The following is a 21,328-nucleotide window of genomic DNA, read 5'->3' on the forward strand; positions in this document are numbered from 1 at the left end:
GCACCGGAAACAAGGTCGGCCAAAGGCTGCGGTTCCGGGGCTGCAAGGCCCCGAGAACGCAATCTTCCGACGCTGGGAGGCCGGTCAGCCCGCGTCGCGCCCTTCGGTGTCGGACATATCGAAGTTCAGATACTTGGCGACTGTTTGCACGTCCTTGTCGCCGCGTCCGCACATGTTCATGCAGATGATGTGATCCTTGGGCAGCTCCGGCGCGATCTTCATGACATGCGCCAGTGCGTGGCTGGGTTCGAGCGCGGGAATGATGCCCTCGGTCGCGCAGCAAAGCTGGAACGCCTCAAGAGCTTCTTTGTCGGTGATCGACACATATTGCGCGCGCCCGATATCGTGCAGCCATGAATGTTCGGGGCCGATGCCCGGATAGTCGAGTCCGGCCGAGATCGAATACCCCTCGAGGATCTGGCCGTCGTCATCCTGCAGCAGATAAGTCCGGTTGCCATGCAGCACGCCGGGCCGACCGCCCGTGAGCGAGGCGCAATGCTCCATCTTTTGGTTGACGCCCTTGCCGCCCGCTTCGACGCCGATGATGTTGACCGAAGGATCATCCAGGAACGGATAAAACAGCCCCATGGCGTTCGAGCCGCCGCCGATCGCCGCGATGATCGTGTCCGGCAGACGACCCTCGGCCTTCATCATCTGCTCCTTGGCTTCCTTGCCGATGATCGACTGGAAGTCGCGGACCATCGCCGGGTACGGGTGCGGCCCGGCGACCGTACCGATGCAATAGAACGTGTCGCGCACATTGGTCACCCAGTCGCGCAGCGCGTCGTTCATCGCGTCCTTCAGGGTACCGCGGCCCGAGGTCACCGGAATCACCTCAGCCCCCAGCAAACGCATGCGGAACACGTTGGGCGCCTGCCGCTGGACATCATGCGCACCCATGTAGACCACGCATTTCAGACCAAACTTGGCGCAGACCGTCGCGGTGGCGACACCGTGCTGCCCGGCCCCGGTTTCGGCGATGATCCGGGTCTTTCCCATGCGACGCGCCAGGATGATCTGACCCAGCACGTTGTTGATCTTGTGCGCGCCGGTGTGGTTCAGCTCGTCGCGCTTCATATAGATCTTGGCACCGCCCAGATGCTCGGTCAGGCGTTCGGCATGATAAAGGGGCGACGGACGGCCGACATAATTGGCCCACAGATCATCCATCTCAGCCCAGAAACTCGGGTCGGTCTTGGCCTTCTCGTACTCCTCCTCCAGCGACAGGATCAGCGGCATCAGCGTTTCGCTGACGAACCGCCCGCCGAAGATGCCAAAGCGGCCGTTTTCATCCGGGCCGGACATGAAGGAATTGAACAGATCATTGGCCATGGTGGTCTCCATCATCTTGCCCAACGTTCATAGGTGCTGGCGGCGGGATTTGCCATCGCAAATCGCGGCAATCGGGGCGAGGCAAACCGCTCAGCCCGGCGCCAACAGCCCTGGGCGGTCATCGCGTCGCGCGAATGAAGGCGTCGATCAGAGCCGGGTCCTTGACGCCCGGCGCCGATTCCACGCCCGACGAGACATCGACCTGCCGTGCGCCGGTCATCCGCACTGCTTCGGCCACGTTGTCAGGCGTCAACCCTCCGGCCAGCATCCAAGGCCGGCGCCAATATTTACGCCCGGCCAGCAGCCGCCAATCGAAGGCCAACCCATTGCCCCCCGGAAGATCGGCGTTCTTGGGAGGCTTGGCGTCGATCAGCAACTGGTCGGCCACGTCGGAATAGAGGTCGATCGCTGCCAGGTCCGCCTCGTCCGCAACGCCAATGGCCTTCATCACCGGCAGGCCGAAACGGCTACGAATCTCGGAAACGCGCGCGGGGTTCTCCTTGCCGTGAAGCTGAAGCATGTCCAGCGGAACCATGTCCAACAGCCGGTCCAGCTCGGCATCGGTGGCATCGACCGTCAAAGCGACCTTGGCCACCCCCACGGGGACATGGCTTGTCAGGTCGCGCGCTGCGGCGGGTTCCAGATGCCGCGGAGATTTCGGAAAAAACACGAACCCCACATAGCGCGCGCCCGCATCAACGGCGGCACGCAACGCATCCGGTGCGGTCAGGCCGCAGATCTTGACGCTGATTTCGCCGGGCATCAGTACGCTCAGCTGGCCTCGTCCAGCAGGGCAAGCACATCGTCCTCACCCTCGCTCTGTTTTTTCTTCAGCTTTTTGACCTCTCGCTCAAGCTTGCGCACCTCGGTGGATTTCACCGACGCATCGCGGCGATGCTTGTGCTCGCGCAACCACTCCCACAGAAAACCGATGACAAGACCGGCGACCACGCCGCCCAGGACCACAAGAAACAGGGGCAGATTTGTCGAAAGATTGAAGCCCAGCAACTCGGCCAAGGCATCTGGCATCAGCTTTAACTGTACCATTTGCCGGTTGGCCAAGGAGACTGAGACCAGGACGATTCCCAGCGCCGCCAGGAACCCGTATCGAATGTAGCGCATCATGAGATCACGCCTTACCGTTCAAACGGTCCCTTAGCAACTTCCCTGTCTTGAAAAACGGCACGCATTTTTCCTCGACCTGAACGGTTTCACCGGTGCGCGGGTTGCGGCCAACGCGTGCATCCCGTTTTTTCACCGAAAATGCGCCAAAACCGCGCAGCTCGACACGGTCGCCACGTGACATGGCGTCAGTGATTTCTTCGAAAACGGTATTCACGATCCGCTCAACATCGCGCTGGTACAGATGCGGGTTTTCATCGGCAATCTTCTGAATCAGTTCTGAACGGATCATGCGTGCTACCCTCCCAGGTCACCGTGTCGTCTCGTCTACTGGTTTGGACAGTATAGGAAAAAACGCTGGCATGGGGAACGCAAACTCTGGCCGTCCGGGGCGCAATTTGCAGAAAAGAACGCGAAATTCGCGCAGCGACGTGTAATTTCGGGGAAACAAGCATGAACCTAATGCCGATTAACCCGGATTTTCAGAACGCGTTGATTCGAAAAAGAAACGGCCCCGCACGGATGTACGGGGCCGCCAATTCGGGTCTGTGCCGTTGGGCCGGGCTTAGTCGCCCGACTTCAGCGCGGCGCCCAGAATGTCGCCCAGCGATGCGCCCGAGTCCGACGAGCCGTACTGTTGAACGGCTTCTTTCTCTTCGGCGATTTCGCGCGCCTTGATCGACAGGCCCAGACGGCGGGTCTTGCTGTCAACGTTGGTCACGCGGACATCGACCTTGTCACCGACCGAGAAACGCTCGGGGCGCTGTTCGGCACGGTCGCGGCTCAGGTCCGAACGGCGGATGAAGGACTTCATGCCTTCGTATTCCACCTCGATGCCGCCATCTTCGATCGCGGTCACTTCGACGGTGATGACCGAGCCACGCTTCACGCCGCCCACGGCTTCGGCGAACTTGTCACCGCCCAGGGCTTTGATCGACAGCGAGATCCGCTCTTTTTCAACATCAACTTCCGAAACGACCGCCTGAACGACGTCGCCCTTGCGGTAGTTCTGGATGGCATCTTCGCCACGCTCGTCCCACGAAAGGTCGGACAGGTGCACCATGCCGTCGATGTCGCCTTCCAAGCCGATGAACAGACCGAATTCGGTGATGTTCTTGACTTCGCCTTCGACCTGAGTGCCCTCGGGGTGCGTTTCTGCAAACACTTCCCACGGGTTGCGCTGGGTCTGCTTGAGGCCCAGAGACACGCGACGCTTGGCGCCGTCGATTTCCAGAACCATGACGTCGACTTCCTGGCTGGTCGAAACGATCTTGCCGGGGTGGACGTTCTTCTTGGTCCAGGACATCTCGGACACGTGCACCAGACCTTCGACACCGGGCTCGAGCTCGACGAACGCACCGTAGTCGGTGATATTGGTGACGCGACCCTTGTGCACCGAACCCAGCGGGTATTTGGCGGCAACCAGATCCCACGGATCTTCCTGCAGCTGCTTCATGCCCAGGCTGATGCGGTGGGTTTCCTTGTTGATCTTGATGACCTGAACCTTGATGGTCTCGCCGATCGACAGGATTTCCGACGGGTGGTTCACACGGCGCCATGCCATGTCGGTGACGTGCAGCAGGCCGTCAACGCCACCCAGATCAACAAAGGCACCGTATTCGGTGATGTTCTTGACGACACCCTCGACGGTCTGGCCCTCGGACAGGTTGCCGATGACTTCGGCGCGCTGTTCGGCACGCGATTCTTCCAGGATGGCGCGACGCGACACGACGATGTTGCCACGGCGGCGGTCCATCTTCAGGATCTGGAACGGCTGCTTCAGACCCATCAGCGGGCCCGCGTCGCGCACGGGGCGCACGTCAACCTGGCTGCCGGGCAGGAACGCAACTGCGCCACCCAGATCCACGGTGAAGCCGCCCTTGACGCGGCCGAAGATGGCACCTTCGACGCGCTCGTCGTCGGCATAGGCTTTTTCCAGACGATCCCAGGCCTCTTCACGGCGGGCCATCTCGCGCGAGATGACGGCTTCGCCACGGGCGTTTTCCGCGGCGCGCAGGTACACTTCGACCTCGTCGCCAACAGCGATTTCAGGGGCTTCGCCGGGATTTGCGAATTCTTTCAGATCGACCCGGCCTTCCATCTTGTAGCCGACGTCGATGATGGCTTGGCCCGCTTCGATCGCGATGACCTTGCCTTTGACAACCGAACCCTCTTCGGGGGTGTCCATTTCGAAGCTTTCGTTCAGGAGGGCTTCGAATTCCTCCATGGTTGCGTTAGCCATGTGGCGTTGTTTTCCTTTGCATAACGTTTTTTCTGGCCGAGCGGTTGTCTCCGCCGGTCTTGGAGTTGGTCCGGCAACCTGAAACAGTGCCACAAAACAAAGAGGGCCGGTTGTGTCCGACCCTGCTCGTCTCATTGTTTTATGGCTCAAATTGCCTTGTCGACGGGCGCTCTGTAGCAACTTGGCGGCCGCACCGCAAGGGTTTCCGGGCGATTCCGGCGCATTCGGCGATGCCATGCAGGCTCGGGCGGTCACTCCAGCGCCCGGGCGGCCACCCTGCTGTTCGCGGCCCGGCATTTTCAAACGGTTTATCCGCGGCCTCACATGCCCGAGGACAGCTTTTCCTGAATGACGGTGATCGCCTTTTCCAAAGCGGCCTCGATGCTCAGGTCCGTGGTGTCCAAAAGAACGGCATCGTCGGCCGGTTTCATCGGGGCTGTGCTGCGTTCGGCATCCCGCGCGTCGCGCTCGCGGACATCGGCCAAAACCTGCGCGCGGGTCACATCCGTGCCCTTTCCCACCAGTTCCAGATAGCGCCGTTCGGCGCGGACTTCGGGGCTGGCGGTGACGAACAGCTTCACCTCGGCCTCGGGGCAGATCACCGTACCGATATCGCGCCCGTCCAGCACCGCGCCGCCGGCCCGCCGGGCAAAGCTGCGCTGGAAATCGACAAGGGCTGCGCGCACCTCGGGAATCACCGCCACCTTCGACGCCGCCTGCGCGATCTCGGCAGTGCGCAGATCGCCCTGTTCCAACTCCTCGGCCGTCAGGGACCGCGCAGCCTCGACCGGGTCGGTGCCGTCCAGCGTGCGCCGGCCGACTGCACGATACAGCAGCCCCGTATCCAGGTGCGCCAGCCCGAAATGCGCGGCCACGGCCTTGGAGATCGTGCCCTTTCCCGCAGCGGCCGGGCCGTCGATGGCGACGGTAAAGCTCATGTGCGCTCGACCTTGGCGCCCAAGCCGTTCATCAACGGCTCGAAGATCGGGAACGAGGTCGCGATGGGGCTCCCATCATCAACCGAGACCGCCTGTTGCGCGCCCATGCCCATCACCATGAAAGACATAGCGATGCGATGGTCCAGAAAGCTTGCGCAGGTGCCGCCGCCGGGCACGCCGCCAATGCCCAGCCCGTCGACCGACCACCAGTCATCGCCCTCGTCAACCGTGACGCCGTTGGCCCGCAAGCCACGCGCCATGGCGTCGATGCGGTCGCTTTCCTTGACGCGCAGTTCCTTGACGCCGCCCATCATCGTCTTGCCGGTCGCGTTGGCCGCAACCACCGACAGCACCGGATACTCGTCGATCATCGAGGCCGCGCGTTCGGGCGGGACGTCGATGCCCTTCATGTCGGGCGAGTAGCGCGCACGCAGATCGGCAACCGGCTCGCCGCCTTCCTCGCGCATGTTTTCATAGGTCAGATCGGCACCCATCTCGCGCAGCGTGGTGAACAGGCCGGCACGCGTGGGGTTCAGGCCGATGCCCGGCACCAGAACGTCCGAGTCCGGCGTGATCAACGCCGCACAGACCGGGAAGGCAGCGCTGGACGGATCGCGCGGCACGGCGATCACCTGCGGCTTCAACTCGGGCCGGCCGGTCAGGGTAATGACCCGGCCTTCGTCGGTGTCCTCGACCGTGATTTCGGCGCCAAACCCCGCCAACATCCGCTCGGAATGGTCACGGGTGGCTTCCTTCTCGATCACCACGGTCTTGCCGGGCGCGTTCAGGCCGGCCAGCAGAACAGCTGATTTCACCTGGGCCGAGGGCACCGGCACTTCGTACCACACCGGCACCGGATCGGCCGCGCCGACGATCGTCATGGGCAGGCGCCCGCCCGAGCGGCCCACGGCCTGTGCCCCGAACAGGGCCAACGGATCGGTCACCCGCGCCATCGGGCGCTTGTTCAGGCTGGCATCGCCGGTGAAGGTCGCGCTGATCGGGCTGGTGGCCATCGCGCCCATGATCAGGCGCACGCCCGTGCCCGAGTTGCCGCAGTCGATCACCTGATCCGGCTCGGAAAAGCCGCCCACGCCGACGCCGTGCACCGTCCATTCGCCATTCCCGTGCGAGATCACCTCGGCTCCGAACGCGCGCATCGCCTTGGCAGTGTCCAGAACGTCTTCGCCTTCCAGCAGGCCCGAGATCCGGGTCTCGCCCACGGCCATCGCCCCAAGGATTAGAGAGCGGTGCGAAATCGACTTGTCGCCCGGCACTTCGGCCGTGCCGGTCAGCGGGCCGCAGGGATGCGAGGTCATCGGGATGGGCGTGCCGTGTCCGGACATGAGGGCTCCTTTTGCGCTATCAGTGCCCCTGCCGATTAGCGAATTGGCGCCGCAGCGTCCAGCCGCAATCACCCGTTGCGGCGGAACGTCAGGTAGTGCGGCGTGCGGCCTTCACGCAGGGCTTTCTGCTCGTAGCGGGTGGAAATCCAGTCGTCCCACGGCTTGCGCCAATCCTCGGGGCCCTCGGCCAGCCATTCGAAACCGGCGCGGGGCACTTCCTCGAGTGTCTGGCGGACGTAGTCCGGGATATCAGTCGCCACGCGGAAAATCGCGCCGGGTTTCAGCACACGTGCCAGCGGCTCCAGATGCTCGGGCGTCACGAAGCGGCGGCGGTGGTGCCGCTTTTTGGGCCACGGATCGGGATAGAGCAGAAACGCGCGCGAAATGCTGGCATCGGGCAGCACGTCGAACAGGTCGCGCACATCGCCGGGATGCACCGCCAGGTTGGTCACTTCGGCCCGGCGGATCTTGCCCAGCAGCATGGCCACGCCGTTGATGAACGGCTCGGCGCCGATGATGCCGATATCGGGGTTCTGCTGCGCCTGGTGCACCAGATGCTCACCACCGCCGAACCCGACCTCAAGCCATACCGGCTTGCCGCCGAACAGCGCGTCTAGGTCGATCGGGGTGCGGTCGGGGTTGCTGTCCCAATCCACCGCGCCCGGCGACAGGGCGGCCAGGTCCTCGGACAGATAGGTCTTTTGGCTGGGCTTCAGGGTCTTGCCCTTGAAGCGGCCGTAGAAGTTTCTGCGGGGGCGTTCGGGTGACTGGGTGCTCATGCCGGTGCCCTTACTGCGGCGGCGTTTGCGTTGCAAGGGTCGGGCCGCGCCGGAGGGGCGCCCTTCGAAACGGAAACGGCGCGCCACATCGGACGCGCCATGCCGTGTTTTGTTTGCCGATGCCGGCTCAGACAGCCTTTTTCAAGGCCTCGACCAGATCGGTCCGCTCCCAGCTGAAGCCGCCGTCGGCATCCGGTTCACGCCCGAAATGCCCATAGGCCGCGGTGCGCTGATAGATCGGCCTGTTCAGTTGCAGATGCTCGCGGATGCCGCGCGGGGTCAGGTCCATTACCTGCCCGACGGCCCGTTCAATCGAGGCGTCGTCAACCTGTCCGGTGCCGTGGGTGTCGGCGTAGATCGAAAGCGGCTTGGACACGCCGATCGCATAGCTCAGCTGGATCGTGCAACGCTCGGCCATGCCGGCGGCCACGACGTTCTTGGCCAGATACCGCGCGGCATAGGCCGCCGACCGGTCGACCTTGGTCGGGTCCTTGCCCGAAAACGCCCCACCCCCATGCGGGGCCGCACCGCCATAGGTATCGACGATGATCTTGCGCCCGGTAAGGCCGGCATCGCCGTCGGGGCCGCCGATGACGAACTTGCCGGTGGGGTTCACATGCCAGTCGGTCTGGTCGGTCAGCCAGCCTTCGGGCAGGATCTCTCGCACATAGGGTTCGACGATCTGGCGGATGTCGTCCGACGTCAACGCTTCGTCCAGATGCTGCGTGGACAGCACGATCGAGCTGACGCCCACCGGCTTGCCGTTGCGGTAGATCACCGACAACTGCGACTTGGCATCGGGTCCCAGCGCAGGCTCGGCGCCGCTTTTGCGAACCTCGGCCAGGCGGCGCAGGATTGCATGCGCATACTGGATCGGCGCCGGCATCAGGGCCGGGGTTTCCGTTGTGGCGTAACCGAACATGATGCCCTGATCGCCTGCGCCTTCGTCTTTGTCGCCCGACGCATTCACCCCCTGTGCGATATGCGCGGATTGCTCGTGAAGCAGGTTCGTCACCTCGACCGTTTCGTGGTGGAACTTGTCCTGCTCGTACCCGATATCCTTGATACAGGCGCGCGCGATCTCTTCGATCCGGCCCATGTAGTCATGGAGCCGCTCCTGATCCGACAGCCCGACCTCACCCCCGATCACAACACGATCGGTAGTGGCAAAGGTCTCACACGCTACGCGCGCTTCGGGTTCTTCGCTCAGAAAGGCATCGAGGACTGCATCGGAAATACGGTCACAGACCTTATCGGGATGCCCTTCGGAAACGGATTCCGAAGTAAAGGTGTAGTTCTGTCGGGACATGAAAGCGCTCCATTAAGATTTCCCCCGTCACGCCAGGAAGCCGTTGTGACGGGCATCCGACGGGATACGCCCCCAGAAACAGACGGTCAATCGGTATTTATTCGCCAACAGGCCGAACGTTGCGCCCAAGCAGCACGAACAGGCCCACCAGAAGCACAAACACCGGAAAATCCCCGAACCGCGAATAAGGGGTCGGCGGCAATGGCAGCGGCAGGCCGGCATCGACATGCCCCGCCTGGCCCAGCGGCAGCGCAGCGGTCACGTTGCCCAGCGGGTCGATCATCGCCGAAACGCCGGTATTGGCAGACCGGGCCAGCGGCAGCCCCTGTTCGATCGCACGCATTCTGGCCTGGGCCAAGTGCTGGTACGGGCCCGACCGAGTCCCGAACCAGGCATCGTTGGTGACCTGCAACAGCAGGCTGGGCCGTTCAGGTCCGGCGGCGGCAATCTGCGGGAAAATGGCCTCGTAGCAGATCAGCGGCAGAACGCTCCCCAGATCTCCGGCCCGCAACAGGCGCGGACCGGGACCGGCGCTGAATCCGCTTCCGGTCGTGGCGGCCAGGCCGCTCAGCCCGAACCGCTCCAGCAGATCGCCCAAGGGGATGTATTCGCCAAACGGCACTAGATGATGTTTGTCATACAGGCCTGCCCGCTTTCCGGATTCATCCAGATACACCACCGAGTTGTAGATGCGCAGCCCCTCGGCCCGCTGAATTCCCAGAACCATCGGGGTGCCCTGCGCGGCATCGGCAATGGCGTCGAGATAGGGCTGCGCGCTGTCCAGCCACGCCGGCACCGAGGTTTCGGGCCAGACGATCAGGTGGGGCCTGGGTTCGGCGGCCGTGAACTCGATCTGGCGCGCAAAGAACACGGGCGTGAAGGCTGGGTCCCATTTCTGGTGCTGGGGGGCATTTGGCTGGTTCAGGCGAACGATCTTTCCGGTCTGCGCAACCGGTGGCCGCATGGCGGCATAGGCCGTACCCAGCCCGGCACAGACCGCAATCGCGACCAAAGACCCCACCGCATGCCGCGCCGGACGATCGCCAACCAAAGCAGCGCCCAGCGGCAGAAACAAAAACAGGGTCAGCGCACCCAGACCATAGGGGCCGACCAGGGCCAATACCTGCGCGACATACGTATCCACCCAGATCTGCGCCAGACCCGCCCAAGGGAACCCCGTCAGAGCATATCCGCGCGCAAACTCGGCCAGGGACACGGCCAGCGCCAGCAACATGGCCCGGCGGATCGCCGTTCCCCGCACCCGATGCACCAGCCCAAACGCCACCGCCCAGAACAGGGCCAGCCCGCCCGCCATGAACACGAGCGCAAACGGCGCCATCCAGCCATGGCGTTCGGGCTCAACCAGAAACGGCTCGATGATCCACGAGAGCGCATGCGCGAAATAGCCGGTCGCAAAAAACCAGCCGACTGCGGCCGCGCCCGTGCGGGTCTCGCTGGCCAAGAACAGCGGCGTCAACAGAACCAACGATACAGCAGTGGCCCACCAATACCCAAAGGGCGCCAGACCGAATGCCGCAACCACACCCAGCCCGGCGGCCGCCAGGTACCGCACAGCGGGCGACCACCGCTTTGCTGGGTTCATGCAGCCATATCCGGCACCATCACGCGCAAACGCTTGATCCGGCGCGGGTCGGCATCGATCACCTCGAATTCCGGCCCGTCGGGATGTTGGACCACCTCGCCTCGCGCCGGCACGCGCCCTGAAAGCATGAAGACCAGACCGCCCAGAGTTTCGATTTCTTCCTCGTCCACGTCCTCGTGATTGGTCAGAGACCTGCCGATCTCGGCCTCGAAATCCTGAAGCGGCGCCTTGGCCTGTACGATGTAGCAGCCGGGCCGCTCCTGGACCCACATCTGGTCTTCGTCGGCGTCATGCTCGTCTTCGATCTCGCCGACCACCTGTTCGATCAGGTCTTCGATGGTCACCAGACCGTCAACACCGCCATATTCGTCGATCACCAGCGCCATGTGGCGCCGCTCGGTCTGCATCTTGGCCAGCAAAACGCCAATCGGCATGGACGGTGGCACGAACAGAAGCGGCCGAAGCATCGAGCGCAGGTCGAACGGCTTGGTACTGCCATTGAACCCGTGGGTCAGCGCAAAATCCTTCAGGTGGACGAAGCCAAGCGGCGTGTCCAACGTGCCCTCATAGACCGGAATGCGCGACAGGCCGCTCTCGCGGAAGACCTGCGCCAGCTCATCCTTGCCGATCGTTACTGGAACCGAGACGATATCTGCCGACGGTATGGCCACGTCCTCCACCCGCATCCGCCGCAGGTTGATCATGCCACGAGGCTGCACTGTTTCGGCCGCATGCCCGTTGACCGCGCCGCCCGTGTCTTCGCTGTTTGGAGAGAACGCTTCCAGCAAGCGCGAGAAAAGCCCGCTTTTCTCTTTGGTTTCGTCGCCGTTCCGTGAATGCGCGCTTTGCGCTGCCCCAGAACTGCCGTCTATGTCGCCCATTTTCCTGTTCCAGTTGATCGGGCACAAGGCCCCATGTCACGCATTATATGGGTTACCGATACCCATTTTGCCAAGTATTTCGATTTCGCACCGCTCCATCACAGTGGCGTCCTGGTCACGAACGTGGTCATAGCCCAACAAATGCAACATTCCGTGAACGATCAGATGCGTGACATGGTCGTCCATCGGTTTTCCGACCTCCTCCGCCTCGCGCCGGCAGGTATCGAACGAGATCGCGATGTCGCCCAACGCGATCTCGCCGGTGAAATCCGGTTCCGGTAAGGGCGGCGTGGCACCGGGATCTTCGGGGGCCAGATCCTCGGCCGGCCAGCTCAGCACGTTTGTGGGTGCGGGCTTGCCTCGGAATTCGGCGTTCAGCTCGGCGATTCGGGCATCGTCGCAGCCCAGTATGCTGACCTCGCACAACTCGGGGTCCAGCCCCAGATGCGCAAGCGTTGCCGAAACCGCCTTGCGGGACAGCGCCTCCAACCGCTGCCAGCGGGCATCCTCGATGGAGATCTCCAGGTTCATGTCGCACTGCTCCACGGCCGACGGGCTGTCGGATTTCAGCCGGCCTCCCGGCCTGAATCGGCCTCATACGCCTCGATGATCGCGGCGACAAGCGGGTGGCGCACGACGTCCTTGGATGTGAAGTAGTTGAAACCGATGTTCGGGATCGTTTTCAGCAACCGTTCCGCATCGGCAAGCCCCGAAGCGACGCCCCGCGGCAGATCGACCTGCGACCGATCCCCCGTGATGACCATCCGGCTGCCTTCGCCCAAGCGGGTCAGGAACATCTTCATCTGCATGGTCGTGGCATTCTGCGCCTCGTCCAGAACGACGAAGGCATTCGAAAGGGTCCGCCCGCGCATGAAGGCCAGCGGCGCGATTTCGATCCGCTTTTCTTCGATCAACTTGGCCAGTTGCTTGCCCGGCAGAAAGTCGTTCAGCGCATCATAAAGCGGCTGCATGTAGGGATCGACCTTGTCCTTCATGTCGCCCGGCAGATAGCCCAGCTTTTCGCCCGCCTCGACGGCCGGGCGGCTGAGGATGATCCGGTCCACATGCCCGCCGATGAACATCGAAACACCGACCGCCACGGCCAGATAGGTCTTGCCCGTCCCGGCCGGCCCGATGCCAAAGGCAAGCTCGTTTTGGAACAGGGACTGAACATAGGCCTTCTGCGCGTCGGTCCGGGGTTCGACCAGCTTCTTGCGGGTCTTGATTTCGACCGGTCCGCCCTTGAACATCTCGAGCTGATCGCCATCACGTGAGCCGGTGCCGGCCTCGGAGTTGCCCATCCGCAATTCGCGATCCACATCGGCGGCTGCGACATCGCGGCCACCTTCCAACCGGGCGTACAGGGCCTGCAGAACCTCAATCGCCTGTTTCTGCGCCTCCTCGTCGCCCATCACAACCAACTGATTGCCGCGGCGGACGATCTGAACAGTCAACTTGCTTTCGATGTCGGCCAGGTTGCGGTCATATTCACCGCAAAGGTCAATCAACAGCCGGTTGTCGGGAAATTCCAGAAACGCCTCGCCGTGGGGCATTTCGTTTTGCGGTGGGGTCAGGGCACCGATGGCCAATCCGTTCTCCTGTCTTGGCGTTGTCATCCCAAGCGTAGACAACAAGGATCGGTGGGCGCAAGCCACAGTTTCAGGAATTTGCTTGGGTGTGAACAAATCCGCCAATACCGAGTGCGCGGGCACAATGCCCAACGCGGTTTCAGAACCGATAGTTCAAACCAAACCTCAGCCCTTTGTAGCTGGGTGTGGATTTCGTCGAGAAACCCGAACCGAAATCGATGACTTCCGACTGGAATTGAACATACTCGAACTCACCGGTGATGGACCAGTTGTTGCCCAACTGGTGTTCGGCCCCGATGCTGGCCGTGAAACCGTTGCGGCTGTCGTCGTTGTCGAATGATTGTGTGGTCCCACCGCTGGTGATGCTATTTGTGGTGGTGATATCGCCATAGACCAGCCCAAGCGTAAGGAAGTAAAGCACAGTACCATTGGGATTGGTCAGGCCGTTCTTGAAACGAACAGACATCACGTTGTTGATTTCAGAGCCGCCGCGAACCACCGTGCCCGCAATATCGGTCACCACGTCATCGTCCAGACCGGACCAGTCGTACCCCAATTCGAAACCGTAGACATAATCTCGGCCCCCCGTGGCGGGAACGACACCGCGCCAACCGCCGCGGACCCCGCCATAGTACCCTTTCAGATCCAGTTCTCCGATGGGGAAGGTGCGGATGGGCGTGGTCAGACCGAACCGATCGGAACCACCAGACCCATAGGCCCCGGTGATCCCGACATAGAAGGCGCTGACATCATCCGCGTACCGCTGAGGCCCGACCACCTGAGGATCGCGAACATTTCCACCCAAGTCACTCGCCGTTGTCGATGTTCCAGCCATTGCCGCCACTGCCGCGCCTGCAAGAGTCATCCGCACCTGTCGCGCGTGCGCACCCCATACTCGTTTCACTCGTCACCTCCTTCGCCCCGTGACGGACACCATCCGAGAGCGCCTGATCCCAAACCGGGCCATGCCAGCCCAAAACTCGACTGGGCCCCTCGGACCATAGGAGCAAACACTAAATCAAGGGTAAATTTGGAGACTGCGCGTCAATTCGTGGGGCGCGACAACCATCCAAAGCGAATCAGAGCAGCTCCCCCGCAAGCGAGTTCGCCCCCGACGCCGTGATCCGGACTGGCCGGAGATCGCCGGCGGACAGCTCAGCTCCGCTGACATGCACCGCGTGCAGGTACTCGGATTTCCCAACCATCTGCCCCGGCAGCCGGCCGGGTTTCTCGAACAGGACGTTCACGGTGCGACCGACCATGGCGTCCTGAACCTCGCGCTGATGCCGCGTGATCAGGGCCTGCAGACGCTGCAGGCGCTCATCCGCCTCCTGCGGATCGACCTGCGGGCGCTCGGCTGCGGGCGTGCCCGGCCGGGTCGAATACTTGAACGAATACGCATAGCCATAGCGAACCTGCTCGACCAGATCCAACGTGGCCTGAAAATCCTCTTCGGTTTCTTCCGGGAAGCCCACGATGAAATCGCCCGACATCAGGATATCGGGGCGCGCTTCCCGAATCCGCTCGATCAGACGCAGATAGCTTTCGGCGGTGTGGCTGCGGTTCATCCGCTTGAGGATCTTGTCCGACCCCGACTGCACCGGCAGGTGCAGATAGGGCATCAGCTTTTCGCAGGTGCCGTGCGCCTCGATCAGATCGTCGGTCATGTCGTTGGGGTGCGAAGTGGTGAACCGGATGCGTTCCAGCCCGTCGATCTTGTTCAACTCCCAGATCAGCCCGGCCAGGGTCATGTCGCCATCGGGACCGGCCCCGTGATAAGCGTTGACGTTCTGGCCCAGCAGCGTGATCTCGCGCACGCCGCGCTCTACCAGGTCCTGCGCCTCACGCAGGATGCGGTCGGCCGGACGGCTGACCTCGGCCCCTCGGGTATAGGGCACAACGCAGAAGGCGCAGAACTTGTCACAGCCTTCCTGCACGGTCAGGAAGGCCGTCGGGCCGCGCTTGGCCTTTGGACGGTTCTTGAGCTTCTCGAACTTGTCCTCTTCGGGGAAATCGGTATCCAGCGCCTTTTCGCCCGCACGCGCCTTGGCTTCCAGTTCGGGCAGGCGGTGATAGCTCTGCGGTCCGACAACCAGATCGACCAGCGGCTGCCGGCGCATGATCTCTTCGCCCTCGGCCTGCGCCACACAGCCCGCCACGCCGATCTTCAGATCGGGTTTTTCGGCCTTCAACCCCTTGAAGCGGCCCAGTTCGGAATACACCTTCTCGGCCGCCTTTTCGCGGATGTGGCAGGTGTTCAGCAGGATCATGTCCGCATCTTCGGGCGACTGCGTTTCCACATAGCCCTGCCCGCCCAGCGCCTCGGACATGCGTTCGCTGTCATAGACGTTCATCTGACAGCCATAGGTCTTGATATACAGCTTTTTCGGTTCGGACATGGGCTGGGCCTTCTACGTTCGCTGGACCGGCGTCGTCTATACGCATCGAACGCCGCTTGCAATGCCGGCGCAATTACCCGAATTTGACCGAGAATTCCAGCGAGGCAGGCAGCAAACAGGCGATGCAGCACGATTCTCTCGATGATTTCCTCAGATCCGGGCGGGCGGCCCTGTCCAAGGGGCCGGTGGCCCTGATCTTTGCCGAGGACGACGTGGAAATCGACGGCACGCTGCGCCATCACCTCGACCTCGGATTCAAATCGGTGATCGCTTTCATGCCGCCGGATTTCGCGATGGCGCCCGACCTTACCCAGCGCGTCCACCGGGTGTCCATGCGCTGCACCCCGCGCGAGGCGGTCTTTGACGCCATCAACCGCATCATCCGCGCGGCGCCGTCGATCTGGATGTATTACTGCTACAACTCGGAATACCTGGTCTTTCCCTTCTGCGAGACGCGATCGATTGGCGAAATGCTGACCTTTCACGCCGAAGAACGCAGAGATGCGATGCTGTGCCATGTCATCGACATCTATGCCGACGACCTGACCGCACATCCGAACGGGGTCGCCCCCGATCACGCCATGCTGGATAGCACCGGATACTACGCCCACAGCCGGCACGACCGGGATGGCACCCCGCTGGAACGCCAACTGGACATGTCGGGCGGGCTGCGCTGGCGGTTCGAGGACCGCATCCCCTACGAACGGCGACGCATCGACCGCATCGGCCTGTTCAAGACCCGCAAAGGGTTGACGCTTCTGCCAGACCACAGCTTCAACGAGCCCGAGTACAACACGTATGCCTGCCCCTGGCACCACAACCTGACCGCGGCCATCTGTTCGTTCCGCGCGGCCAAGGCGCTGTGCAGCACGTCCGGGCCTGGCGGCCCGATCACCAGCTTTCGCTGGCCCAACTCGGTTCCGTTCCAGTGGAATTCCAACCAACTGCTCGAACTGGGCCTGATCGAGCCGGGCCAGTGGTTCTGAAGCCGCGCCTTCAGCGCCTCAGCAGTATCGGAAACCAGTCCTCGCGCAGACGCTGACCCGGCCGCATGTCATGACCCGGAAAAGGCGGCGAGGTCCGCCCCGGACGCTCGACATAGCGCGCGTCGTCACCCACCAGACGCACCGAAAACGCCCGCCGACGCCGGTCCGAGCGGTTGCCCCGGGCGCCGTGCAGGGTGCGGAAATGAAAGGCGACCGCGTCGCCCGGCTCCATCTCGAATTCGACGATCCGCATCCCTTCGGCCTCGGGGTCGGGCACCGGGATGTACTGGCCTTCGTCGGGAAAGAACCCCTCCTCCGAGACCCAGCGCGTCGGCAGAACCTCTTTTTCCCACAGATGCGAGCCGGCGACGCACCGCAGCGTGGCCTCGCGCACCGTATCCAGCGGCGACCAGAAACTGATCGTCTGCCGCCCCTCGACGAAATAGTAGGGCCCATCCTGATGCCACGGCGTGGCCATCGAGGTGCCCGGCTCTTTTACCAGCACATGGTCGTGGAACATCTGCACGGTTTCGGACTGCATCAGGTCGGCGGCGACCTCGGCCAGAGGCGAAGACTGGATGACCTCCTGAAATTGCTGAATGCGCGACCAGTTGCAGTAATCGTCGAAGAACCGGCCCGTCTCGCCCTTTTTCCTGTTTTCCGAGGCATAGGGGCCGGGCTGTTCCATGTTCAGGGCCACCCCGTCACGCAGGGATTGAACGTGATCAGCGAACAGGCCTTTGACAAGAACCACGCCGTCCTTCTGAAAGGCATCGATCATCTGTGGAGTGACAAGGGGGTGTGGCATGATGAACTCCGACTGACGTGCCCGGCGATCTGTGCACGATCGACGACTAAGTTCAACCGGAAGTTCCGACGTGAAATGCCGCAGACACCAAGGGGGAAAAGGCCGCGCCTGTCAGGCCTTCTTGCGCAGGCGGATGACCACATCGACGGATGCGATCTCGACCCCGTCGGGCGCCTGGGGCAGACGCTGGATCACCAGCTGATCCGAGGGCGCATCACTCAGCCGGCCCTCGTCTTCCCAGAAGAAATGGGGGTGGTCATGGGTGTTGGTGTCGAAATAGCTTCTGGACCCGTCCACCGTGATCTCTTGCAGTACACCCGCATCGCAAAAGGCGCGCAGCGTGTTGTAGACGGTGGCCAGCGAAACGGCATCACCTCTCTTTTTGGCCGACTCGAACAGGCTTTCGGCGGTGACATGGCGGTGCCGCCCGTCTCCGACAAGCAGTTCGGCCAAGGCAACCCGTTGACGCGTCGGGCGCAGCCCGGCGTGCACCAACCAGTTCGTCGCAATGTCCCGGCTTTGATCCGTCATGAATTCGCAATCCGATTGTCTGATCCAATATATAAGTGCCGTCCGCCGGCAATTTCAATTGAAATTCATTCGCAATCCGATCGGCCCCATCCGCCCGATGTGTTCGGCTGCTCTTGCAGGACCTTGCAAACGGGTGCTAGACGAGGCCAGATTGAACCAACAGACCCCAGGCAGGAGACGCGGCAGAATGGCCCAATTCCCTAGCAGCTTTGACAAGGATGATCTGCTGAAATGCGCCCGCGGCGAATTGTTCGGCCCCGGCAACGCCCAGCTGCCCGCGCCGCCGATGCTGATGATGGACCGGATCACCGAGATCTCGGCCGACGGGGGCGCGCACGGCAAGGGCCATGTGGTTGCCGAGTTCGACATCACCCCGGACTTGTGGTTCTTTGAATGCCACTTCCCCGGCAATCCGATCATGCCCGGCTGCCTGGGCCTGGATGGCCTGTGGCAGCTGACCGGGTTCAACCTGGGCTGGCGGGGCTGGCAGGGTCGTGGCTATGCGCTGGGTGTGGGCGAAGTCAAGCTGACCGGCATGGTGCGCCCCGACCGCAAGATGCTGACCTATTACGTCGATTTCACCAAGGCCGTGCAAACCCGCCGTCTGACCATGGGAGTGGCAGATGGCCGGGTCGAGGCGGATGGCGAAGTCATCTATCAGGTCAAGGACATGAAGGTTGCATTGTCAGAAAGCTGACCTCAGCTGATCGGCAACAAGCACAGAACGGAATACAGGAGTACGCTTATGCGTCGCGTCGTCGTAACCGGATTGGGGGTCGTTTCCTCCATTGGGAACAATGCCGAAGAGGTTCTGGCCTCGCTCAAGGCAGGTAAATCCGGCATCGAGGCCAACGAACAGATGGTCGAACACGGCTTTCGCAGCCAGGTGGCCGGTTCACTCAAGATCGACGTGGCCGAGCACGTGGACAAACGCGCACTGCGGTTCATGGGCCCCGGCGCCGCCTATGCGCATATCGCGATGAGCCAGGCGATCGCCGATGCCGGCCTGACCGAAGATCAGGTCGTGAACCCGCGCACCGGCCTGGTGGCGGGTTCGGGCGGGCCGTCGACCAGCGCCATGCTGACGGCGCATCAGACCGTTCTGAAAACCGGCGCGACCAAGCGGATCGGCCCGTTTGCCGTTCCAAAGTGCATGTGCTCGACCATTTCGGCCAACCTGGCCACCGCCTTCAAGATCAAGGGCATCAACTATTCGATCACCTCGGCCTGCTCGACCTCGCTGCACTGCATCGGCAATGCGGCCGAGCAAATCATGATGGGCAAGCAGGACGTGATGTTCGCCGGCGGCGGCGAGGAACTGGACTGGACCCTATCGTGCCTGTTCGACGCGATGGGCGCGATGTCGTCCAAGTACAACGACGCGCCCGAGAAAGCCTCGCGCGCGTTCGATCAGGACCGTGACGGCTTTGTCATTTCCGGCGGCGGGGGCATCGTCGTGCTGGAAGATCTGGACCATGCGCTGGCGCGGGGCGCCAAGATTTATGCCGAGGTGACCGGCTTTGCCGCGACGTCCGACGGCCATGACATGGTCGCCCCGTCGGGCGAAGGTGGCGAGCGGGCCATGCGCCTGGCGCTGCAGACCCTGCCCGAGGGCCGGAAGGTCTCTTATATCAACGCGCACGGTACCTCGACCCCGGTCGGAGACGTGGGCGAGGTCGAGGCTGTGCGCCGCATTTTCGGCGAGGGCAGCGTGCCGCCGATTTCTTCGACCAAGTCGATGACCGGCCATGCGCAGGGCGCGGCGGGCGCGCTCGAGGCGATCTTCTGCCTGCTCATGCTCGAACATGATTTCATTGCACCGTCGATCAACGTCGACACATTGGCCGAAGGCATTCAGCCCGGCGAAATTGCCACGCAAGTGGTTGAAAACGCAGGCTTGGATAGTGTCATGACCAACAGCTTCGGCTTTGGCGGCACAAATGGCTCCATGGTTCTGTCCAAGTATAACGGGTGATCGAGATGTCAAACTGTCTGAAGGGAAAACGCGGTCTGATCATGGGCGTAGCCAATGACCGCTCGATCGCCTGGGGCATCGCCAAGGCCATGCACGAGGCCGGGGCCGAGCTGGCCTTCACCTATCAGGGCGAGGCCTTCGGCAAGCGGCTCGAGCCGCTGGCGCAAAGCTTGGGCAGCGACTTCATGGTCGATGCCGACGTGACCGACGACGCCTCGCTGGACCGGGCCTTTGGCGAATTGTCCGCGCGCTGGCCGACGATCGACTTTCTGGTCCACGCAATCGCATATTCGGACAAGACCGAACTGACCGGCCGGTTTCTGAACACGACGCGGGCCAACTTCAAGCACTCGCTGGATGTGTCGGCCTATTCCTTCATCGAAGTCGCGCGTCGCGCCTATCCGATGATGAAGGACAATGGCGGCACCCTGCTGACCCTGACCTATCAGGGGTCGAACCGCGTGGTTCCGAACTACAACGTGATGGGCGTGGCCAAGGCGGCGCTGGAATCGGCGACCCGCTATCTGGCCAACGACCTGGGGCCCGACGGCATCCGGGTCAACGCGATTTCGCCGGGCCCGATGAAGACGCTGGCAGGTGCGGCCATCGGCGGTGCGCGCAAGACATACAAGTTCTGCGACCAGAACGCGCCGCTGCGCTCGAACGCCACGCTCGAAGCGGTGGGCGGCACCGCCGTTTATCTGGCTTCGGATGCCGGCGCCTGCACGAGCGGTGAAATCATCCGGGTCGATGGCGGGTTCCACGTTCTGGGCATGCCTCAGCCCGATTTCATGTGACTCGATCTTTCCCTGTCGCCGCCAAGATTTGACCAATTTTCGGCGGCAGGTTTCGGCACATGAGCAAACTTGACCGAATAATCGCCAGCAGCCCGCGCGCGCAACAGGCCCGTCGAAAGGAAAGGTTCCTCAGCGAGCGTGCGCGCAAACTGCTGCTGACCCTCACGACACTGTTGATCTTGTGGGTGTTCTATACCCAACCGCAGCTGCGGTCCGCGGTTGGGTCGTTGTTGGATCTGGTGCCCGGGCTATAGGCCCGGACCGGTCAGTTGACCGAAACGACCTCGATATCAAAGGTCAGATCCTGCCCGGCCAGCGGATGGTTGGCATCCAGCGTAACAGTGGTGTCGGTGGCCTCGACCACGGTGACCGGCAAGGCTTGCCCGTCCGGGGTCTGCATCTGCAACTGGGTGCCGGGGTCCAGCGGAATGTCGGCCGGAATGCCTTCGCGCGGGATGTCCTGACGCATCGCAGGATTCACCAGGCCATAGGCGTCTTCGCACGCCACTTCGACCCGTTTCTTGTCGCCGACTTCCATCCCCGGCAGGGCCGAATCCAGCCCTGGAATGATCTGGCCGGATCCGACCGCGAATTCCAGCGGCTCGCGCCCTTCCGAGCTGTCGAAGACTTTGCCGTCCTGCAAAGTGCCGGTGTAGTGAATGCGAACGGTGTCGCCTTGTTTGATTGCGGTCAT

General features: G+C 62.6%; 23 protein-coding genes and 1 riboswitch. Of the genes, 5 read left to right on the forward strand and 18 right to left on the reverse strand.

Annotated elements, in window-relative coordinates:
• Nucleotides 1-84: 84 nt before the first annotated feature.
• From trpB to miaB, 15 genes are all read right to left on the reverse strand, one after another.
• A complete protein-coding gene (trpB, locus tag AC2FMD_RS02345) occupies nucleotides 85-1,332 on the reverse strand; it encodes a tryptophan synthase subunit beta (protein ID WP_496682055.1) in 1,248 nt (415 codons plus the stop codon).
• Nucleotides 1,333-1,450: 118 nt separating this feature from the next.
• Entirely contained in the window at nucleotides 1,451-2,095 is a 645-nt protein-coding gene (locus AC2FMD_RS02350) for a phosphoribosylanthranilate isomerase (protein WP_496686905.1), read from the reverse strand.
• An 8-nt stretch (nucleotides 2,096-2,103) separates the two neighbouring features.
• A complete protein-coding gene (locus tag AC2FMD_RS02355; protein WP_496682576.1) occupies nucleotides 2,104-2,454 on the reverse strand; it encodes a lipopolysaccharide assembly protein LapA domain-containing protein in 351 nt (116 codons plus the stop codon).
• Nucleotides 2,455-2,461: 7 nt separating this feature from the next.
• Complete coding sequence (ihfB, locus tag AC2FMD_RS02360) at nucleotides 2,462-2,746, reverse strand: integration host factor subunit beta (RefSeq protein ID WP_149775649.1); 285 nt, start codon at nucleotides 2,744-2,746, stop codon at nucleotides 2,462-2,464.
• Between the two features lie 273 nt (nucleotides 2,747-3,019).
• Nucleotides 3,020-4,696 (reverse strand): 30S ribosomal protein S1, encoded by a 1,677-nt coding sequence (gene rpsA, locus AC2FMD_RS02365; protein ID WP_496682571.1) that lies wholly within the window; start codon nucleotides 4,694-4,696, stop codon nucleotides 3,020-3,022.
• Nucleotides 4,697-5,016: 320 nt separating this feature from the next.
• On the reverse strand, nucleotides 5,017-5,634 hold the full coding sequence (gene cmk, locus AC2FMD_RS02370) for a (d)CMP kinase (protein WP_496743114.1): 618 nt from the start codon (nucleotides 5,632-5,634) through the stop codon (nucleotides 5,017-5,019).
• Nucleotides 5,631-6,977 carry a 3-phosphoshikimate 1-carboxyvinyltransferase gene (gene aroA, locus AC2FMD_RS02375; protein ID WP_496794612.1) on the reverse strand — a complete coding sequence of 449 codons (1,347 nt, stop codon included), beginning with the start codon at nucleotides 6,975-6,977 and terminating at the stop codon, nucleotides 5,631-5,633. The genes cmk and aroA overlap by 4 nt, the downstream gene beginning before the upstream one ends.
• A 68-nt stretch (nucleotides 6,978-7,045) precedes the next feature.
• Nucleotides 7,046-7,756, reverse strand: a complete 711-nt coding sequence (trmB, locus tag AC2FMD_RS02380) for a tRNA (guanosine(46)-N7)-methyltransferase TrmB (protein WP_496682565.1) — start codon at nucleotides 7,754-7,756, stop codon at nucleotides 7,046-7,048.
• Nucleotides 7,757-7,883: 127 nt separating this feature from the next.
• Nucleotides 7,884-9,065, reverse strand: a complete 1,182-nt coding sequence (metK, locus tag AC2FMD_RS02385; protein WP_496686899.1) for a methionine adenosyltransferase — start codon at nucleotides 9,063-9,065, stop codon at nucleotides 7,884-7,886.
• 5 nt (nucleotides 9,066-9,070) lie between these two features.
• Nucleotides 9,071-9,120: riboswitch (SAM-SAH riboswitch) on the reverse strand.
• A gap of 42 nt (nucleotides 9,121-9,162) precedes the next feature.
• Nucleotides 9,163-10,668 carry an apolipoprotein N-acyltransferase gene (gene lnt, locus AC2FMD_RS02390; RefSeq protein ID WP_496743113.1) on the reverse strand — a complete coding sequence of 502 codons (1,506 nt, stop codon included), beginning with the start codon at nucleotides 10,666-10,668 and terminating at the stop codon, nucleotides 9,163-9,165.
• Nucleotides 10,665-11,549 (reverse strand): hemolysin family protein, encoded by an 885-nt coding sequence (locus tag AC2FMD_RS02395; RefSeq protein ID WP_496682560.1) that lies wholly within the window; start codon nucleotides 11,547-11,549, stop codon nucleotides 10,665-10,667. Before AC2FMD_RS02395 ends, lnt begins: the two co-directional genes overlap by 4 nt.
• Before the next feature lie 36 nt (nucleotides 11,550-11,585).
• Nucleotides 11,586-12,080 (reverse strand): rRNA maturation RNase YbeY, encoded by a 495-nt coding sequence (ybeY, locus tag AC2FMD_RS02400; protein ID WP_496794613.1) that lies wholly within the window; start codon nucleotides 12,078-12,080, stop codon nucleotides 11,586-11,588.
• Nucleotides 12,081-12,115: 35 nt separating this feature from the next.
• A complete protein-coding gene (locus AC2FMD_RS02405; RefSeq protein ID WP_496682556.1) occupies nucleotides 12,116-13,138 on the reverse strand; it encodes a PhoH family protein in 1,023 nt (340 codons plus the stop codon).
• Between the two features lie 139 nt (nucleotides 13,139-13,277).
• Nucleotides 13,278-13,943, reverse strand: a complete 666-nt coding sequence (locus AC2FMD_RS02410; protein WP_496794614.1) for an outer membrane protein — start codon at nucleotides 13,941-13,943, stop codon at nucleotides 13,278-13,280.
• A 274-nt stretch (nucleotides 13,944-14,217) separates the two neighbouring features.
• Nucleotides 14,218-15,537, reverse strand: coding sequence for a tRNA (N6-isopentenyl adenosine(37)-C2)-methylthiotransferase MiaB (gene miaB / locus AC2FMD_RS02415; protein ID WP_496711316.1), 1,320 nt, complete (start codon nucleotides 15,535-15,537; stop codon nucleotides 14,218-14,220).
• A 122-nt stretch (nucleotides 15,538-15,659) separates the two neighbouring features.
• Here miaB and AC2FMD_RS02420 point away from each other — a divergent pair, with 122 nt between their 5' ends.
• Nucleotides 15,660-16,523 carry a hypothetical protein gene (locus AC2FMD_RS02420; protein WP_496743109.1) on the forward strand — a complete coding sequence of 288 codons (864 nt, stop codon included), beginning with the start codon at nucleotides 15,660-15,662 and terminating at the stop codon, nucleotides 16,521-16,523.
• Between the two features lie 10 nt (nucleotides 16,524-16,533).
• Here the strand turns inward: AC2FMD_RS02420 and AC2FMD_RS02425 are convergent, their stop codons facing one another.
• Both AC2FMD_RS02425 and irrA read right to left on the reverse strand, forming a co-directional pair.
• Entirely contained in the window at nucleotides 16,534-17,331 is a 798-nt protein-coding gene (locus AC2FMD_RS02425; RefSeq protein ID WP_496743108.1) for a phytanoyl-CoA dioxygenase family protein, read from the reverse strand.
• Nucleotides 17,332-17,442: 111 nt separating this feature from the next.
• Nucleotides 17,443-17,862 carry an iron response transcriptional regulator IrrA gene (irrA, locus tag AC2FMD_RS02430; protein ID WP_490360294.1) on the reverse strand — a complete coding sequence of 140 codons (420 nt, stop codon included), beginning with the start codon at nucleotides 17,860-17,862 and terminating at the stop codon, nucleotides 17,443-17,445.
• 187 nt (nucleotides 17,863-18,049) lie between these two features.
• Between irrA and fabA the strand changes: the two genes are divergently transcribed.
• Genes fabA through AC2FMD_RS02450 form a run of 4 tightly spaced genes read left to right on the forward strand, consistent with a single transcriptional unit; the run spans nucleotide 18,050 to nucleotide 20,888 of the window.
• Nucleotides 18,050-18,559 (forward strand): bifunctional 3-hydroxydecanoyl-ACP dehydratase/trans-2-decenoyl-ACP isomerase, encoded by a 510-nt coding sequence (gene fabA / locus AC2FMD_RS02435; protein ID WP_149775635.1) that lies wholly within the window; start codon nucleotides 18,050-18,052, stop codon nucleotides 18,557-18,559.
• A 48-nt stretch (nucleotides 18,560-18,607) separates the two neighbouring features.
• A complete protein-coding gene (fabB, locus tag AC2FMD_RS02440; protein ID WP_496686890.1) occupies nucleotides 18,608-19,837 on the forward strand; it encodes a beta-ketoacyl-ACP synthase I in 1,230 nt (409 codons plus the stop codon).
• Between the two features lie 5 nt (nucleotides 19,838-19,842).
• Nucleotides 19,843-20,634 carry an enoyl-ACP reductase FabI gene (locus tag AC2FMD_RS02445; protein WP_005978083.1) on the forward strand — a complete coding sequence of 264 codons (792 nt, stop codon included), beginning with the start codon at nucleotides 19,843-19,845 and terminating at the stop codon, nucleotides 20,632-20,634.
• A 59-nt stretch (nucleotides 20,635-20,693) separates the two neighbouring features.
• Nucleotides 20,694-20,888 carry a hypothetical protein gene (locus AC2FMD_RS02450; RefSeq protein WP_496686888.1) on the forward strand — a complete coding sequence of 65 codons (195 nt, stop codon included), beginning with the start codon at nucleotides 20,694-20,696 and terminating at the stop codon, nucleotides 20,886-20,888.
• An 11-nt stretch (nucleotides 20,889-20,899) separates the two neighbouring features.
• On the opposite strand, the gene AC2FMD_RS02455 is transcribed toward AC2FMD_RS02450, so the two are convergent.
• Entirely contained in the window at nucleotides 20,900-21,328 is a 429-nt protein-coding gene (locus AC2FMD_RS02455; protein WP_496794615.1) for an FKBP-type peptidyl-prolyl cis-trans isomerase, read from the reverse strand.

Source organism: Ruegeria sp. BHSC276 (assembly GCF_059612945.1).

Coding starts and splice junctions, on each gene's coding strand:
- trpB (WP_496682055.1), bottom strand. CDS start 1,332: ATGGCCAATGATCTGTTCAATTCCTTCATGTCCGGCCCGGATGAAAAC.
- AC2FMD_RS02350 (WP_496686905.1), bottom strand. CDS start 2,095: ATGCCCGGCGAAATCAGCGTCAAGATCTGCGGCCTGACCGCACCGGAT.
- AC2FMD_RS02355 (WP_496682576.1), bottom strand. CDS start 2,454: ATGCGCTACATTCGATACGGGTTCCTGGCGGCGCTGGGAATCGTCCTG.
- ihfB (WP_149775649.1), bottom strand. CDS start 2,746: ATGATCCGTTCAGAACTGATTCAGAAGATTGCCGATGAAAACCCGCAT.
- rpsA (WP_496682571.1), bottom strand. CDS start 4,696: ATGGCTAACGCAACCATGGAGGAATTCGAAGCCCTCCTGAACGAAAGC.
- cmk (WP_496743114.1), bottom strand. CDS start 5,634: ATGAGCTTTACCGTCGCCATCGACGGCCCGGCCGCTGCGGGAAAGGGC.
- aroA (WP_496794612.1), bottom strand. CDS start 6,977: ATGTCCGGACACGGCACGCCCATCCCGATGACCTCGCATCCCTGCGGC.
- trmB (WP_496682565.1), bottom strand. CDS start 7,756: ATGAGCACCCAGTCACCCGAACGCCCCCGCAGAAACTTCTACGGCCGC.
- metK (WP_496686899.1), bottom strand. CDS start 9,065: ATGTCCCGACAGAACTACACCTTTACTTCGGAATCCGTTTCCGAAGGG.
- lnt (WP_496743113.1), bottom strand. CDS start 10,668: ATGAACCCAGCAAAGCGGTGGTCGCCCGCTGTGCGGTACCTGGCGGCC.
- AC2FMD_RS02395 (WP_496682560.1), bottom strand. CDS start 11,549: ATGGGCGACATAGACGGCAGTTCTGGGGCAGCGCAAAGCGCGCATTCA.
- ybeY (WP_496794613.1), bottom strand. CDS start 12,080: ATGAACCTGGAGATCTCCATCGAGGATGCCCGCTGGCAGCGGTTGGAG.
- miaB (WP_496711316.1), bottom strand. CDS start 15,537: ATGTCCGAACCGAAAAAGCTGTATATCAAGACCTATGGCTGTCAGATG.
- AC2FMD_RS02420 (WP_496743109.1), top strand. CDS start 15,660: ATGCAGCACGATTCTCTCGATGATTTCCTCAGATCCGGGCGGGCGGCC.
- AC2FMD_RS02425 (WP_496743108.1), bottom strand. CDS start 17,331: ATGCCACACCCCCTTGTCACTCCACAGATGATCGATGCCTTTCAGAAG.
- irrA (WP_490360294.1), bottom strand. CDS start 17,862: ATGACGGATCAAAGCCGGGACATTGCGACGAACTGGTTGGTGCACGCC.
- fabA (WP_149775635.1), top strand. CDS start 18,050: ATGGCCCAATTCCCTAGCAGCTTTGACAAGGATGATCTGCTGAAATGC.
- fabB (WP_496686890.1), top strand. CDS start 18,608: ATGCGTCGCGTCGTCGTAACCGGATTGGGGGTCGTTTCCTCCATTGGG.
- AC2FMD_RS02445 (WP_005978083.1), top strand. CDS start 19,843: ATGTCAAACTGTCTGAAGGGAAAACGCGGTCTGATCATGGGCGTAGCC.
- AC2FMD_RS02450 (WP_496686888.1), top strand. CDS start 20,694: ATGAGCAAACTTGACCGAATAATCGCCAGCAGCCCGCGCGCGCAACAG.
- AC2FMD_RS02455 (WP_496794615.1), bottom strand. CDS start 21,328: ATGACCGCAATCAAACAAGGCGACACCGTTCGCATTCACTACACCGGC.